The sequence below is a fragment of the Clostridium sp. CM036 genome (genome assembly GCF_055081135.1).
The window spans coordinates 33,057-51,940 of the sequence record NZ_CM143652.1; the positions used below are offsets into that span (position 1 = coordinate 33,057).

The following is an 18,884-nucleotide window of genomic DNA, read 5'->3' on the forward strand; positions in this document are numbered from 1 at the left end:
GTTTTTTTTCGAAGTCACAATGATCTTTATCATCGATATTGTCATTAAGTTTTTTTTCGGAATCACAATGATCTTTATCATCGATATTGTCATTAAGTTTTTTTTCGAAATCACAATGATCTTTATCATCGATATTGTCATTAAGTTTTTTTTCGGAATCACAATGATCTCTATCATCGATATTGTCATCAAGTTTTTTTTCAAAATCACACTGGTCTTTAACGTCGACTATATCATCATGTTTTTCTTCAAAATCACACTGGTCTTCACAATCGTCTTTTTCGACACACCAATCTTCAGGATGATACTTTGTTTCCATATTTGGCATAACATCGCTCCTTAGCTTTATTTAGTATATAATACGTAGATTGATTAAAAACGACACTAAAAGTAAAAGCCTGTGGTAAAATAATGTTATAATCTTCATAAGAGTTGTTTCGCAAGTGTAGATTATTGTGAAGAATAGCAAGGATTTAAATATATAAAACAAAGATAGTGTTTACACTATCCAAACATAGAAGGAGGTGTTGTCAATGAGTAGGAGGACTAAAAAAGTGTTGTACTTTGTAATGTTGACATATATTATTACACTTTTATTTTATTTAATTCTTCAGGTTATTGGAGGGAAATCAAGTCCGATTGCTGTCGATTTATTAGGAGTACCAATGATTATCCCTTTTATTTCAGTTATTATTGTGCAAAAATTTATCTTCAAACAGAAATTAAAAGGTTGTCTTGGCATTTCTTTTAGACCTAATTCTTGGTTTTTATTTTCAATATTATTACCTATGTTAATGGCATTGGTTATCAATGTAATTAGCATTATCCAGTTTAACAACATAATTTTTTCGAAAAAAACATTTATAATAAATATAATAATTGGTCTGTCTATTTCAGCTGTTTCAGCATTAATAGAAGAATTAGCGTGGAGAGGTTTTTTGTTTAATGAGTTGAAACATGTAGGTATGATTAAATCATCATTACTTATAGGCTTTATATGGGCAGTGTGGCATACTCCTGTTAGCATATGGTATAAGTATCCCAATAATCCGATTAAAGGAGCAATTATTAATTTTATACAAATGTTTGTTATATCTATAATTATTACTTATATTCGTGAAAAGTCAGAATCTATATTTGCAGCGGCTATCATGCATGGAATGTTTAATACAATGATTTTATCAAGTAATATGGATGATTTTAAAGTTGTGGTAATAAAGATTTTATCGGGTATGTTGGTTATAACTGTATTGTTTACATACGATTTTTATAAAAAAAAACCGCATCTCTGCTGTTAGTAGCTTAGTGCAGGCACAGAAGTTCGAAAGCTATAAGAAAAATAAGCGTATAGATTTGCAACCTAATTACATATTAAAAAATTATTATACTTCTTTTATTAAGAGTGAATTTTATCCTATATTTAGGGTTAAAATCCACTCTTTATTTTTTTGAGGTAGTGAAAAAAATTGAAGCTGGATCAGTATCATATGCTAAATATCTTCCATAACTTCAAAACATCGATTGCATAATTCATGTATAAGGAATAAAAAAGGTATGGTTGCTGATGCTTATGTATAATTATAGGCAAATATGTATTATATTCAATTTAATTTGCAAATTTTGATATAATATGTTATATTCTTAGAAAGAAGTTTATAATTTGCAATTAATAGAATTATTAGGTCGAAACATAAAAGTGTAATCAGATGAGAATTTTCTAAAAAACATAAGTTACATAAGATTTAGATTAGAAATAGACTTTTAGTTTCAGTCATAATATCACTCATTATAAAAGAAAGAGTGTTAATAAGTGAGGAGATATATATTAATGATAGAGGGTTTTGCGGTTAATATTAAAGATGAATTTTTAGATATTAATATAGAAAAAATAACAGAAAGACTGGATAATTATGGACAAGACTTAAAACGTAGCTTTAAATATAAAGAAGATTTATTTAGAACTTCAATTGGAGAAATGCTAACAAGAACAAAAATGTGTAGTATATTAGGTATTTCCAATAAAGACCTTAAGTTTTTTAAAAATAATTATGGTAAGCCATACATAATAAATAACAAAAATATATATTTTAATATATCTCATTCAGGAGAATGGGTTGTAGGGGTATTTTCAAATTATGAAATCGGTATAGATATTGAAATAAATTTAGATTTACAAGTGGATATTGTAGATGCATGTTTTACAAAAAACGAGAAAGAATATGTGTATTTTGGAAATAAGAATAGTAGTATAAGTAGATTTTATGAGATATGGACACTAAAGGAAAGTTTTATTAAAGCGCTTGGAAGAGGTTTATCTATTCCGCTAGATAGTTTTGAGATATCAAAAGACAAGCTTGAAAAGGACTTATGGATTAATTCTGATAATCCTAATAACATATATTATTTTAAAATATGTAAGTTTCATAATGAATATACAATATCAATAGCTACTCCTATGAAAATATTTCCAAACGAAATAAAAATAATTAAGGTTGCTGAACTTTTCAGTGAGTTTATTAGATTGTAAATTAAGGGGGAGAAGAATATGAAGGTAAAGTTATTTTGTATTCCATATGCAGGAGCGTCAGCAACTGTATATTTAAAGTGGAAAAAACAATTAAATAAAAATATTGAGGTTCATGCAGTAGAATTACCAGGAAGAGGATTAAAAGCTAATGAACAACTATGTACAAACATTGATGACATTGTTGAAGAAGTATTTAAAGAAGTATCGCAAGAAATTGATGAATATTCGGAATATGCTATTTTAGGACATAGTATGGGAGGCTTGATTGCATATGAACTTTATTACAAATTAATGAAGTCTAATTATAAAAGGCCAGTACATATTTTTATATCTGGATCTAAAGCGCCACAGTTAAGAATAGAAAACAGGGATAGTTATAAACTACCATTAGATAAATTTAAAGAATTAATATTAAAATATGGACTAACTACATCAAATGAAATTTTTATAAATAATGAAGTTATGGATTTTTTTCTTCCTATTTTAAGGGCAGATTTTAAAATCGGAGATACATATAATTATATAAAAAAAGAAAAAAAAATAGAGAGTGATATGACAGTATTGGTAGGAACTAAGGATGAGAGTATGAGTATAGATGAAGCCAACGCATGGGAAGAACTTGTAACTTCCAATTTTAGATTGAAAAAATTTAACAGCGGTCATTTTTTTATAAACGATTATGAAGACGATGTCATAGAAGATATAAATAATACTTTACTTTCCAAAATGAATTAAAATATATGGCATATTTTAAATTAATTCAGTACATTAATAATTTTTACTAGTACATATTTAAAAAGTTAATTATGTAGCAGAAATTTATAACTATAGTGTACTTAGGAGGAGGATACTGTAATGTTAAAAAAAATAACAGTACCTGGAAATATATACGAAGTTGATGGGTGTAAAATGCATTTATATTTAGTTAATAGAAAGAGTGTAGGAACTGCGATTCTTATTTCAGGAAGTGGAACTACTTCTCCATATGCAGACTTTTATCAACTGCTAGATGAATTATCGAAAAGTATTAGTACATGCGTTTATGAAAGACCAGGATATGGGTTTAGTGGAACAACTAATTCAATAAGAGACATAGATACAGTTGTAGAGCAATTGAGAAGTCTTTTAAAAAAAGCATCGATTACACCTCCATATATATTTATTGGGCATTCAATGGGATCATTAGAGAGTATTAGATTCTCGCAATTATATCCAAATGAGGTTATGTTTGTAGCAACAATTGATGGCATTAGCCCAATATATGCTAAGAACTTTAAGAGGAGTTTAATTCAAAAATTAGGCAGCAATTTAATTAATAGGTGCATTACTTCAGATTTAATGAAAAAAATGCGTTATACATCTTTAGCAAATAAAATTTTTGTAGATATAGATGGATTACCAAAAGAAGTACAGGATATAAAAATACAAATGGCAAATGAAAATGCTGGAAGCAATGAAATGAAAAGAGAACTTGATATGTTGAATAGAAATGGAGAGAAAATTAAATCAGGTATAAGACCTACAGAAATTGATTTAATCAGTTTTAGTTCTGTAAATAACGGATATGAAAATTGGGAGGCTGTTCAAAGTGATTTAGAGAGCTATTTTAGTCTGAAAAGCAAGGTTGTTTATAGTGATTGTGACCATTATATTCATCACAAAAAATATAAAGATATAGCAAAAACAGTAGTTGGATTTTATAAACAAGTTCTTAAGAAATAATATATTTTATAAAAATTTAAAAGGGGATATGTCAATGATAAATATAGTAGAGAGCAGAGAAAAGTGGGTTGATACATTAAAAAAATTTGAAAACAAGTCTGTTTTCAAAAATATTAAAAGCAAAGGAAGTATGACTTTAGAAAAAAAAACATTCCCCAATAAGTATTTAAATGTACTAAATCCAAATGAAAAATTTGAGGGTATGGGTAATATATTAAGTTTTTTTTCAGCTATAGTTTCAATTGTATTAAATAAGTACAATAATTCTAATGTTTTTATAGGAGTTAAATCTAACACTGGTAGATATGTCCCTGTATTTGCAGACTTTGAAAATAACACACCATTTGTAACACTTGTAAGGCAAGTTGAAGATGATTATATAATGGCAGATAAGCATCAAAATTTTAACATAAAGAGTATTTCACGTAAATTAGGATTAAAAGTAAGTTGTATTGATGAACTCTTTGAAATAGGAATAACATCACAAGAGTATGATAAAAGTGTTAATCTAGAAGAAACAAAGTGCAACTGTATTTTTAAAGTCAATAAATATAATTTTGAAATTTATTATAATAGCAACATATATAGTGAATATGATATTGAGGTAATAGGCAAGAGTATAATGGCAGTTTTTGAAACAGTAGTTAAGATACCTGAAGTAGAAATAAATAGAATATCGATTACAGGTAAAAAACAAGAAGAAGAAATACTTCAAGTTTACAACCGGGAAGTAGAATATAATAATGAAAATGTAATAGGTCTATTCAGTGAACAGGTGAAAAATCATCCATCAGCAGAAGCTGTAAGATTTGAGGAAAGTAAAATAAGCTATGAGGAGTTGAATGCACTATCAAATGGGGTAAGTGATTCTATTATAAAAAATGGAATAAAAGCTGGACAAACAGTGGCATTTATGTGCGACAGATCATTAAACATGGCTGTAGGAGTAATAGGGATAATGAAATCCGGTGCTGTGTATATCCCAATAGATACAAAACTTCCAAGTGACAGAATGAAATTTATGTTTGAAGACAGTGACGTTAAATTAGTAATAGCAGATAAAAATAATTTAGCAAAAGCAAAGGAAATTGGAGTTAAAGTAATAGAAATTGATAGTATAGAAGCTGCTGAAAACACAATAGGAGAAGTAGGAGAAAATGCATATATTATTTATACATCAGGAAGTACGGGAAAACCAAAAGGCGTATTAGTATCACATAATAACTTAGGTTCATCAATAAAGTGGAGAAAAGAGGAATATAAGTTAGATGCAAGTGATAATGTTATGCAGTTATTCTCATATGGTTTTGATGGATTTATGACAAGCTTCTTCACACCAATAGTATCTGGATCAACGGTGGTGTTAGTAACAGAGGAAAATGTAAAAGATGTAGTAGCTTTAAGAAAAATTATAAAAGAAACCAAAATAACTCACTTTATAGCAGTCCCAGCTTTATGTTTAGCAATTTATGAAGATATTACAAAAGAGGAAGCTGAAACCGTAAGAATGATAACAACAGCTGGTGATAAGTTAATAATAGAGGTAATAAAAAAAATAAAGGAAGTAAATAAAAATACAGAATTGATAAATGAGTATGGACCGACAGAATGTAGTATAGTAGCAACGGCTAAGAGAAATGCAAACGATTGTGGGAATAGTTCAATTGGGAAACCAATAATAGGAGCATCCATATATATAATGGACCAATATGGGAATCTATTGCCAGAAAATGTAGCGGGAGAGATTGTAATTGGTGGGAATGGAGTTGCAGTAGGATATTTAAATAGAGAAGACCTAACTAAAGAGAAGTTTGTGCAAAATCCATACAATAAGGGGAGAATGTATAAAACGGGAGATAAGGGTAGATGGTTAAGTAATGGAGAAATAGAATTTTTGGGAAGAATAGATAATCAGGTGAAAATAAGAGGGTATAGAATTGAGCTTCAGGAAATAGAAAATATATTAGAAACAATAGATGGAATAAAGACTGCGGCAATAAAGCTAGTAAATGGCGAATTATGTGGTTATTATACAAGTGATTCAATAATGCTCGAAGATAATATTATTGAAGGAATAAGAAAGAATCTACCAGAATATATGGTTCCTAAAAACATTATAAAAATCAATGAAATGCCTTTAACAAGTAATGGTAAGATAGACTATAAAAATTTGCCTGAAATAGAAAAAAACATTATATCTGAACGCATTAAGCCAGAAACATTACAAGAAAAACAAATGTGGGATATATGGAAAGAAGTGTTGGGTAATGATGATTTTGGGACTAATGATAAATTTTTTGAGATTGGCGGTAACTCATTAAAAGGTATAATTATGGCATCTAAGGTTTCACAAAGAAGTGGTAAAAAGGTAACATTACCATTATTAATGAATAATGATTCTATTAAATTATTTGTTTGTGCTGTTGAAAAGTTAAGTAGTAACGAAGTTGTAAAAATAAAAAAAGCAGATGCACAAGATACTTATGAATTGACAGCATTACAACAAGGAATATATATGAGCTGTGAATTTGATGATACAGGAATTGGATATAATGTGCCATTGGTAATGAAAGTTGAAGGAGCATTAGATATATCGAGGGTACAAAAGGTAGCACAAAAGTTATTAAACCGTCATAAAATTTTACGTACAGTTTATATACGTACAAATGAGGGAATACATCAGCAAGTTAAAGAGAATATAAGTATTTCAGTTGATTTTGTAAAAAGTAACAAGTCTATTGAAGAGGAATTTACAAAATTTTTACGTGCTTTTAACTTTGAAAAAGCACCATTATTAAGAATGCAAATTGTTGAATGTAATAATATAAAGTATATTATGTTTGACTCACACCATATTGCTGTTGATGGAATATCTATGTCAATCTTATATGATGAGTTCTGTGCACTGTATGAGGGAAAGGAACTTGAAGTGCAGGATATAGAATTTATTGATTATTCAGTTTGGCAGAATGGCAAGGAAGGACAAAGTTTAGTTAAAAACAATATGAACTACTGGATTGAACGATTTAAAGACTGGAATGGTATAAGTAATATTACTACAGATTTCCCACGTGATTCAATAATTAGATTGAAGGGTAAAACACTGAATTTTGACATTGGTGTTGAACTAACAGATAAGGTGAATAAATTTTGCTCTCAAAATGCAGTTACTCCATATATGATGCTTTTAGGAGTGTATAGTATATTGTTAGGAAAGTATACCGGACAAAACGATGTCACTATAGGTTTACCAAGTTATGGTAGATACTCGGAACAGTTTGAAAAAATGGTAGGTATGTTTGTTAATAGTTTACCAGTTAGAGTTTATCCTAAATCAGAGAAAAATTTTATAGAATTATTAAATGAAATTAAGGATGATGTTCCGCTAGCACTAACTAATGAGGGATGTTCCATAGAAAAAATTGTATCAGGGCTGGGGTTAACATCCGAAAGCGGTACAAATCCATTGTTTTCAACAATGTTTGCATTACACGATATACCAATAAATGAGCATAAAATCCATGGCTTGAGATTAAGTAAAGTGAAAATAGAACAAAATAGTTCTAAGTTTGATATTACACTTGATGCACAAGAAGAAAATAAGATTATGAATTTTCAACTTAGGTATAACAGCAATCTTTTTAAACTTGAAACAATGGAAAAATTTATTAAACACTTTATAAATTTAATTGAAGAAACAACGAGTTCACCTAAAGATCCGATATACAAACTTAATATGTTATCAATAGAAGAATATGATCAGATAGTGATACAGAATAATAATACACACGTAGAATACAAATACAAAAACTCAAATATTAAAGAACTTTTCGAGAGACAAGTGATTTTAAAACCAAATTCAATAGCTGTTTCATTTAATGGAGAAGGTTTAACATATAAAGAGGTAAATGACCGTGCCAATAATTTGGCGTATAAATTATTGGATTCAAATATATCAAGGGGTTGTGTAGTACCAATTATAGCTGATAGAAGCTTTGAAATGCTAATAATTGAAATTGCAATAATGAAGTCAGGAGCAACATTTTGTCCTCTTGATCCTAGCTGGCCATCAGCAAGAATAAATATGATTATTGCTGAAATTGGCGCTGGATTTGTTATAACTAGCACTCAAAGTAAAGTTTTAGAAGAGGTATCAGTTGAAAAATGGGAAGTTACGCTTAAAGATATAGGTACAAAAAGTGAAAATCCTCATGTTGAGATTTTAAGTAGTGACGTAGTTTATATCATATATACTTCTGGATCAACAGGTAAGCCTAAAGGTGTGGTAGTTCCGTATAGAGGAATTATTAACCGTTTGATGTGGATGAACGAGAGATTAGGTATAAATGGAAGTAATAGTGTATTAAATACTACAAATTATGTATATGATAGTTCAGTGTGGCAAATGTTTTGGCCATTGATAAATGGTGGTAAAACAGTTATACCTGTTCCTAATGCAATTATGTCTGCTGAATATATAACAAAAGTTATCGCAGATGAAAAAATCACAATAACTGATTTTGTTCCATCAGTATTCAATGTAATTGTTAGTGAAATGAAAGAGTCAAAACATTCATTAGAAACATTAGATAGTTTAAATTGGATAATAATTGGTGGAGAAGAAATAAAACAAAACTCTGTTCATGATTTTATGAAGTTATTTCCAGATACTCAATGCATTAATTTATATGGCCCAACAGAGGCAAGTATAGGTTGTGTATATAAGGTTATTTCTAAAGAAGAAAATGGTGTGATTCCTATCGGAAAACCAATTAGCAATGTTAATATTTTATTACTTGATGACAATATGCAACCAGTTCCAAGAGGTGTTATAGGTGAAATTTATATAGCGGGAATATGTTTAGCAGATGGATATTATAAGGATAATGAGAAGACAAGTAAAGTTTTTATAAAAAATTCATTTAGTGAAATTGATAGTGAATATTTATATAAAACAGGTGATGTTGCAAAATGGGGAGAGAATTGGGATATTTATTTTCTCGGAAGACGTGATTATCAGGTGAAAATAAGAGGCTTTAGAATTGAGACTCAAGAAATAGAAGATAAAGTTTTAAAACTTGAAGGCGTTAATCAATGCACTGTAATTGACTATGAAAGTGATGAGGGAGATAAGTACCTTTGTGGATATTTTACTGCTAAAGAAGACATTGGACAAGAGGATGTTAGAAGCTACTTAGTAAGTCAACTACCCAATTATATGATACCAACATTTATTATTAAGCTTGATGAAATATATATAACAATGTCAGGAAAAGTGGATAGAAAAAGATTGCCTAAACCTCAATTTGATATTCTTGATAGGGAGATTATATTACCTAAAACTAAAGAAGAAAAATTATTAGCTATTGCATGGAAAGATGTATTAAATCTTAAGGGCGTAGGAATAAACGATAATTTTTTCGCAATAGGTGGTGATTCTATTAAGGCTTTACAGATAGCATCACACTTAAAGAAAGCTGGTTTAGAATTTACGATGCAACAGTTATTTAGTAATCCAACTATTGCACAACTTGCTAAAAAAGTTACATATGTTAATCAAAAAAAATATGATGTTGTAACTGGAGAGGTAGATTTATCACCAGTTCAAAAACGTTTCTTTGATACTTATGATTCAAGATTGTACTTTAATCAAGCTATTATGGTTTTCAGAGAAGAAGGCTTTAAATTAGATTTAGTAAGAAAATCATTTAAATATATAGTGAGTCAACATGATATGTTGAGAGCAAGATTTTCAACATGCAATGAAGTCGTTAAGCAAGTTATTGGAGAAGTTGAAGATGATTATTTTATAATAGAAGAGTTTAAAGTATTTAATGAAGTTAATGAGGAACAACTTATAGGTGAAATTGTTGAAAGTATTCATCAAAAGATTAATTTATCATCAGAGTTAATACGTCTTGCTGTAATAAAAACCAAGAGAGGCGATCATTTAATGATAGCTATGCATCATTTGATCGTAGACGGCGTGTCTTGGCGTATAATACTTAAAAATTTCATAGAGGCATATGAGAACATTTGTAAAGGAATTGTATATGAAGTAGATAATAAATCAAAATCATATAAAGAATATGTTGAATATCTAAAAAGGTATTCAAATAATGAAAAACTAAATAAACAGGTGAGATATTGGGAAAATATTAATTCTAAAAATAATGTAGATATTAAAGAAGAAGTTCTATTCGGCGATAGAGAACATATTACCATGGAAATTAATCCTCAAGTATCTAAAAAATTATTAAAAGATGTTAATAAGATTTATAATACACAACCAAATGACATACTGTTATCTGCATTAGCACTTGCTTTTAATAAGATAGATAGTAGTAAAAATTTATTAGTTGATCTTGAAAGTATAGGTAGGGTACTACCAGGACAAGGGTTTGATTATGCCCAAACAGTAGGATGGTTTACAGCGATTTATCCTGTAAATATAGAAATAGCTGAAAACAATATAGGTAAAACAATATGTTTAGTTAAAGATAACTTAAGATGTGTACCTGAAAACGGATTAGGATATCAAGTCTTGAGATATTATACACATAAGCTTAAAGGAGCCTTAGATAGTAGCATTAGTTTTAATTATTTAGGAGAAGTAGATTTTGAATCACAAAGCGATATTGGTACAAAATTATCTGATTATCCTGCAGGAAGCATGATTTCACCAGCAATGAAGACGAAATATATGTTAGATATTAATGTTAAATTTTACAATGATAAGCTGATGATCTCTTTTGATTATTCAAAATCAAAATACAACGAAGCCATTATTAATGATTTAGCAAATTCCTTTAAGGATGTATGTGAAGCTATTGTTCAACATTGTGAAGAAGAAACAAATATAATTAAAACTCCATCAGATTTTGGGGATAGTTCTTTAAATTTTAATGAACTTGATAAAATATATGAAAATGTAGGTCAGGATATTGAAAGGATATATAAACTATCACCTATGCAGTCAGGTATGCTTTTTCATTCACTTTTAGATAATGAATCTAAAAGTTACTTTGAGCAAAATTATATAACTCTTCAGGGGGAAATTGATGTTGAAGCATTAAAGAAGGCATATTGTATGCTTATTAAAAATTGTGATATTTTTAGAACAGTATTTATGTATGAAAATCTACAAGAGCCACGTCAAATTGTAAAAAATTACGAAAATACACAAATAAATTTTAAATTTGAAGATATTTCAACTGATAACACTTTTGATGAAAAAAATAGGATAGTTGATGAGTATTGTATAAAAGATAAAAAAGAAGGTTTTAATTTACAAGTAGGGCCTCTAATAAGGATGAAATTATTTAAACTTGATGAAATATCTTACCGTCTTATATTGAGTGATCATCATATATTAATGGATGGCTGGAGTATGTCTATTGTATTTAAAGAAATTTTTGAAAATTATGAATCAATAATTAATGGTAATATTTTAAATGAAAAACATCTGAATCAATACAATAAATACATTGATTGGGTATTAGATCAAGATGAAGATGCGGCAATGAATTTTTGGAAGGATAAAATTCAAACATGTGACACCAGTTCAAATTTAAAGGGTTCAGATAAAAAGTATAGTACATATAAACAAAAGAAACATAGGATTAAATTATCAAAAGAAATATCGAGTATGTTAATAAAAACTGCGGAAGATTGTGGAGTTACTCTAAATTCAGCTATGCAGTCAGTGTGGGCACTTGTTTTAATGAGTTATTGTAATACAAATGATGTAGTATTTGGAACTGTAGTTTCGGGACGTTCATCTGCTATAGATGGAATCGAAGATATGATAGGATTATTTATTAATACACTACCAGTAAGAGTTAATGTAAATGAAAATATAAAATTTGAAGAAGTTGTTAAAAACGTTCAGAGCGATTTTATTGACATGGAAGAGTTTAGTTATTATCCATTAGCATCAATACAAGCTTTATCGATTCTTGGTGATAATTTATTATCACATATATTTGTGTTTGAGAACCACCCTATGAAGCAAGTTATGGATAGTATGGGGGAAAACAATCTTTTGCCTGTTATAAAGGATATTGATGCATTTGAGCAAACAAATTATGACTTAAATATAATAATTGTACCTAGTGATGAGATTATAATAGACTTTGTATATAACTCAAATGAATATGAAGAATGGTTTATTAATCAACTCTCTAGGCATTATTTGAATGCTTTGGAAAGAGTTTCAAACAATTTTGATGTTTATTTAGATGAAATAGATATTTTAGATAAATTCGATTATTCAAAGATGCTAACTGAATTTAATCAACCATCTGTGGGGTATCCTCATAACAAAACTATTATAGATTTATTTATGGAGCAGGTAGAGAAGAATGGTAATAGAATGGCAATTAAATGCGAAGATAGAGAATTTACTTATAATGAAGTTAATAACATTTCAAGTGCTATTGCTAGAAAACTTGTAAATACAGGTGTTAAGTCTAACGATATAGTTGGACTGCTTATGGAACAAACAGAGTATATTGTAATATCTGCATTAGGGGTTTTAAAAGCAGGTGCAGCATATATGCCACTAGACAGATACTATCCAGTAGAGCGATTAGAATTTATGATTGAGGATAGTAATGCAAAAGCAGTTCTTTTTAAAGGTGATAAATATGGGGTTAAATCAGAGCGTATATTCGTTGACGTAACATTAGATAATCTAGAAGAGTCAGTTGAGAATTTAAATGTTTATATAAAACCATCGGATATGGCTTATGTAATTTATACATCAGGTACAACCGGTAAGCCTAAGGGAGTAATGATTGAACATAAAAATGTTGTGCGTTTGATGATTAATGATAATAACTTATATGATTTTAACAAGAATGATATCTGGACAATGTTCCATTCCTTTTGTTTTGATTTCTCAGTTTGGGAAATGTATGGCGCATTATTGTTTGGAGGAAAGCTAATTGTAGTACCACGTAATATAGCTAGAAATACTATTTCATTTGTAAAATTAGTAGAAAAAGAAAAAGTTACAGTGTTAAATCAAACTCCTACAGCATTTAATGCTTTTTCAGAGCAAGTTATATTAACTAATAACATTGGATTAAATTTAAGATATATTATTTTTGGTGGTGAAGCATTACAAACCACGCTGCTTAATAGTTTCCACAAAATGTATATTAATGTAAAGTTAATAAATATGTATGGAATTACCGAGACTACAGTTCATGTGTCTTATAAAGAAATTGGCCAATATGAAATAGATAACAATATATGTAATATTGGAGTTCCAATACCCACGCTTAGGGTAAACATAGTAGATAGAAACATGAAATTATTACCTATAGGTATGCCAGGAGAGATGATTGTAAGTGGTGAAGGAGTTGGAAGAGGATACATTAACCGTGATGAACTTAACTTGGAAAAATTTATTTCTCATACATACGAAAAAGTTGGAACTAGAACATATAGAAGTGGAGATTTGGCAAAATATCTTCCTAATGGAGAACTTGAATATTTAGGAAGAATTGATGAACAGGTTAAAATTCGTGGATACAGAATAGAACTAGGTGAAATTAAGGAAGCAATGCTTAAGCATGAATACATAAATGATTCGGTAGTTACTATTAAAAAAGACAAGTTAGGTACTAATAACCTAATTGCATACTATGTATCAGAAAAAAGTCTAGATATAGAAAAGCTAAGAGGATTTTTATCAACATTTTTACCTCAATATATGATACCAGCATATATTATTAAAATTGAGAAAGTACCAATAACATCAAGTGGTAAAACAGACATTAAAGCATTACCAAATTCAGATAGTCAAGTTAGTACAAATGAATATGTAGCTCCTAAAAATGAGTGTCAAGAAAAAATAGCTAATGTATGGTCTCAAGTTCTGGGTTTAGACAAAATTGGAATAAATGATAATTATTTTGTTAGTGGAGGAGACTCCATAAAGGCAATACAGATATATTCAAGATTAAATGCTTTAGGTATTCAATTTGAAATTAAAGATTTATTTAAATATCCAACTATTGAAAAAATAAGTGAAAGAGTAAAATTTAATATTGAAACTTATTCACAAGATGAAGTTTATGGGAATGTTAAATTGACAGCAATACAAAAATGGCTTTTAGAAACAGATGGAGCTGAGATATATAACTACAATCAGGCAGTTATGTTTTTTAATGCCAAGGGGTTCGATGTAAATGCTCTAAAAGAAACTATAAGAGAAATTGTTTCTTATCACGATTCACTTAGAATTCGGTTTGAGAGATGTAACGATGGTATTGTGCAGACGTATCAAACTATAGAAGATATTCAGGATATATGTGAAATTAATTATATAGATCTAACATCAGAAAAAGATTTGGAAGCAAAAATATTACAATATGCCAATGAAGCACAGAAAGATATTACATTGTTTTCTAAGAAATTATACAATGTTACATTATTCAAAACTAATAAAGGCGATCACTTATTATTTGTTATACACCATATGATTATAGACGGAGTATCTTGGAGAATTCTATCAGAGGATTTAGTACAAGTTTATAAATCTATAAGAGATGGCAAAAAAGTAGAATTATTAGATAAAACATTATCATTTAAAGAATGGTCAGAAGGTATCAATAGGTATGCACAATCTAAAAATGGGAAATCAAAGTTAAAATATTGGTCTGAAGTTCAAACAATAAATAATAGTGAGTTTATTGAAGAAAAGCACCGTTTTGGAACATATGAGCAGACTAATACAGTAAAAGCAGAAATTGAAGAAGAGAATACTAAAAAATTATTAACTGTTGCGAACATACCATATAATACAAAAGTTGAAGAAATTCTTTTAACAGCTTTAATTGAAGCTTTTCATCATACTATGAATATAAAAACAATAGGAATTGATATTGAGGGTCATGGACGTGAAAAACTATTCGAGCATAGTGATGTATCAAGAACATTAGGTTGGTTTACGTCAATATATCCAGTTGTTTTAAATATGGAAGAAACAATTGAAAAATCAATTTGTACAATTAAAGAAAGTATGAGGAAAATACCTAACAAGGGTATTGATTATTCCATTTTGAAATATTTAAATCCATATGAAGAACAGTTAAATAAAGTTTCTCAAATAAGCTTTAATTATTTAGGACAAATAGAAAAACTTAAAGGTGAGGAAATAACACTATCAGATATGGCTATAGGAGAAGCGGTAAATGGAAAAATTGCACGTAAATATGCTTTAGATATTAGTTGTAAAATTGAGAACTCAGTATTTAAGATTGCATTTGATTATTCAGCGCACTTATTTAATGATGAAGTTATTAATAAATTATCTGAAAATTACGTACAAGCACTTGAACGATTAATAAATCACTGCGCTTCAGTTAAAGAAATAAAAAAAACTCCTTCAGATTATGGATTAGATATTTCTATTAATGAGTTTAATACAATTGTAAGTAATAGACTGAAAAATATAGAGAATATATACCCATTAACACCAATGCAGCAAGGAATGTTATTTCATGCATTACTTAATACAGATTCGGATGCGTATTGTGAAAAAATGGTGATGGATTTAGAAGGCGAAATTGATTTGGAATTATTTAAAAATTCAGTTGATGCTGTAACTAGAAAATATGAGATTTTTAGAACAGCTATAATTAATAATGGATTAAGTAGTCCGATTCAAATGGTTTTAAAGGAAGTACCAAGTAGCTTTAATTATTTTGATTACAGTGAGGGTAACTATAGTGAGTTTGAAAAAGATTATTTAAGCAAATTTGATTTTGAAAATGCAAAATTAAGTAATATTACATTGGTTAAGTTAGGTAATGAGAAGTATAAATGTATATGGAACTTCCATCATATAATATTAGACGGTTGGTCAGTTGCAATTGTCCTTGAGGAGTTATTCCAATATTATATTAAGCAGCGTAAAGGTATTGTTATTGAGAGTAATTCAGAAGGAAATTATGTTGAATTACTTTCATGGCTTGGAAACAAGGATAAGGAACTTGCAAAAGAATATTGGAGTGATGTTTTTAATGGATATAATACAGCAGTTACAATTCCAAATGAGAAAGTGTCAAGTGAATATGATTTAGAAGAAATGGATTTTTATTTAAATGAACAACAAACTACTAGATTAAAAGAACTAGCTAGTAAAAATAATGTAACATTTAGTACTGTTGTGCAAGTACTATGGGGAATTATACTTCAAAAAATAAACAATACTAAAGATGCAGTCTTTGGTACAGTTATATCTGGTAGACCAAAAGATTTAAAAAATGCAGAAAAAATAGTTGGTATGTTTATTAATTCTATCCCGGTTCGTGTAGAGACTATGGAGAATGATAGTTTTACAGATTTAATAAGCTCATTCCAAGGACAGTTAGTTAAATCAGAGGAGTTTGGCTATTATCCACTTTATGAAATTCAACATTGTTCTGAGTTAAAGGATAACTTAATAAATCATGTTGTAGCATTTGAAAATTATCCTGTTAATGAGTTAATGAAAAATGAATTTAAAAAGGAAGTTTGTGGATTCGAAATTAAAGATATTGTTATGAGAGAACATACTAATTATCAATTTGGTGTAGTATTTACTCCAGGTAATAAGTTGAAAATTAATATAACATATAATAAGAATGCATTTGATGGTAACAGCATTAAAAACATTGGGGAGTATTATATGTATCTAGTTGAGACGGTAGTGAAGGCACCTAAAGCACCAATAAATAGAATATCAATAATGGATAAAAAAGGAGAAGAAAAAATACTGCAAGTTTTTAACCAAAAAGTAAAATCAAATAATGAAAATGTAATAGATTTATTCAGCGAACAGGTGAAAAACTATCCATTAGCGGAAGCGGTAAGTTTTGAGGAAAGTAAAATAAGCTACGGGGAGTTGAATGCACTATCAAATGGGGTAAGTGATTCTATTATTAAAAGTGGAATAGAAATTGGAGAAACAGTGGCATTTATGTGCGACAGGTCATTAAATATGGCTGTAGGAGTAATAGGCATAATGAAATCTGGTGCTGTGTATATCCCAATAGATACAAAACTTCCAAGTGACAGAATACAATTTATGTTTGACGATAGTAAGGTTAAGTTAGTAGTTGCAGATAAAAACAATTTAGAAAAAGCAAAGAAACTTGGAGTTAAAGTAATAGAAATTGACAGTATAGAAGCTAAAGAAGATATGGTGGGAGAAGTAGGGCAAAATGCATATATTATTTATACATCTGGAAGTACAGGGAAACCAAAAGGTGTATTAGTATCACATAATAACTTAGGTTCATCAATAAAGTGGAGAAAAGAGGAATATAAGTTAGATGCAAGTGATAATGTTATGCAGCTATTCGCATACGGGTTCGATGGTTTTATGACAAGCTTTTTCACACCAATAGTATCTGGCTCAACAGTGGTGTTAGTAACAGAGGAAAACGCAAAAGATGTAGTAGCTTTAAGAAAAATAATAAAAGAAACTAAAATAACTCACTTTATAGCAGTACCAGCATTGTGTTTAGCAATATATGAAGATATTACAAAAGAGGAAGCTGAAACTGTAAGAATGATAACAACAGCTGGTGATAAGTTAATAGTAGATGTAATAAAGAATGTAAGGAAAGTAAATAGTAATACTGAATTAATAAATGAGTATGGACCAACAGAATGTAGTATAGTAGCTACTGCTAAGAGAAATGCACAGGATTGCGAATATAGCTCAATTGGAAAGCCAATAGTAGGAACAATGGTATATGTAATGGATAAAGATGGAAATTTAAACCCGGAAGGTATAGCTGGGGAAATTGTAATTGGTGGAAATGGAGTTGCCGTAGGATATTTAAATAGAGAAGAACTAACTAAAGAGAAGTTTGTGCAAAATCCATACTCCAAGGGAAAAATGTACAAAACAGGTGATAAAGGTAGATGGTTAAGTAATGGAGAAATAGAATTTTTGGGAAGAATAGATAATCAGGTAAAAATAAGAGGGTATAGAATTGAGCCACAAGAAATAGAGAATATATTAGAAACAATAGATGGAATAAAAACTGTGGCAATAAAGTTAATAAATGGTGAATTATGTGGCTATTACACAAGTGATTCAATAATGTCAGAGAGTAATATAAAAGAAAAAACAAGAAAATATCTACCAGAATATATGGTGCCTAAAAATATAATGGAAATCAATGAAATGCCTTTAACAAGCAATGGGAAGATAGACTACAAAAATTTGCCTGAAATAGAAAAAGGCATTGCAATTGAACGGTTAAAGCCAGAAACATTACAAGAAAAACAAATGTGGGACATATGGAAAGAGGTATTAAGTCATGATGATTTTGGAATCAATGATAACTTTTTTGATATTGGTGGTAACTCATTAAAAGTTATGTCATTACACTCTAAAATAGATAAGGTATATCCAGGAACAATGGAGTTGGCAGATTTATTTTCTTATTCTACAATTAAAAAAACATGCGAATATTTGTTTAATAAAGAAAAAGAAGAGGACCAGTATCGATTAGAGAGTAATATTGATGAAAAAGTAGATATGGAAAGTACAATTATGGATATGTTATTAAATGAAGAGAATATGGATACTGATGAGATGGTTAATAAAATTATGAGCTTAAAATAG

The 18,884-nt window shown here is 29.0% G+C and carries 5 protein-coding genes; all 5 read left to right on the top strand.

Going from position 1 to position 18,884, the window contains the following annotated elements:
• Positions 1-533 precede the first annotated feature (533 nt).
• The 5 genes from ACWJKE_RS00160 to ACWJKE_RS00180 all read left to right on the top strand — a co-directional run bounded on the left by ACWJKE_RS00160 (position 534) and on the right by ACWJKE_RS00180 (position 18,884).
• The gene (locus tag ACWJKE_RS00160; protein ID WP_462959078.1) at positions 534-1,298 is read left to right on the top strand and encodes a CPBP family intramembrane glutamic endopeptidase; all 765 of its coding nucleotides are present in this window, start codon (positions 534-536) and stop codon (positions 1,296-1,298) included.
• Positions 1,299-1,828: 530 nt separating this feature from the next.
• The gene (locus ACWJKE_RS00165; RefSeq protein WP_216301673.1) at positions 1,829-2,527 is read left to right on the top strand and encodes a 4'-phosphopantetheinyl transferase family protein; all 699 of its coding nucleotides are present in this window, start codon (positions 1,829-1,831) and stop codon (positions 2,525-2,527) included.
• Positions 2,528-2,545: 18 nt separating this feature from the next.
• On the top strand, positions 2,546-3,262 hold the full coding sequence (locus ACWJKE_RS00170; RefSeq protein ID WP_216301674.1) for a thioesterase II family protein: 717 nt from the start codon (positions 2,546-2,548) through the stop codon (positions 3,260-3,262).
• Positions 3,263-3,382: 120 nt separating this feature from the next.
• Positions 3,383-4,249, top strand: coding sequence for an alpha/beta fold hydrolase (locus tag ACWJKE_RS00175; protein WP_462959079.1), 867 nt, complete (start codon positions 3,383-3,385; stop codon positions 4,247-4,249).
• 34 nt (positions 4,250-4,283) lie between these two features.
• The gene (locus tag ACWJKE_RS00180; protein WP_462959080.1) at positions 4,284-18,884 is read left to right on the top strand and encodes an amino acid adenylation domain-containing protein; all 14,601 of its coding nucleotides are present in this window, start codon (positions 4,284-4,286) and stop codon (positions 18,882-18,884) included.

Bases quoted from the DNA above. Each gene is read 5' to 3' on its own strand.
- ACWJKE_RS00160 (WP_462959078.1), top strand. From the start codon at position 534: ATGAGTAGGAGGACTAAAAAAGTGTTGTACTTTGTAATGTTGACATAT.
- ACWJKE_RS00165 (WP_216301673.1), top strand. From the start codon at position 1,829: ATGATAGAGGGTTTTGCGGTTAATATTAAAGATGAATTTTTAGATATT.
- ACWJKE_RS00170 (WP_216301674.1), top strand. From the start codon at position 2,546: ATGAAGGTAAAGTTATTTTGTATTCCATATGCAGGAGCGTCAGCAACT.
- ACWJKE_RS00175 (WP_462959079.1), top strand. From the start codon at position 3,383: ATGTTAAAAAAAATAACAGTACCTGGAAATATATACGAAGTTGATGGG.
- ACWJKE_RS00180 (WP_462959080.1), top strand. From the start codon at position 4,284: ATGATAAATATAGTAGAGAGCAGAGAAAAGTGGGTTGATACATTAAAA.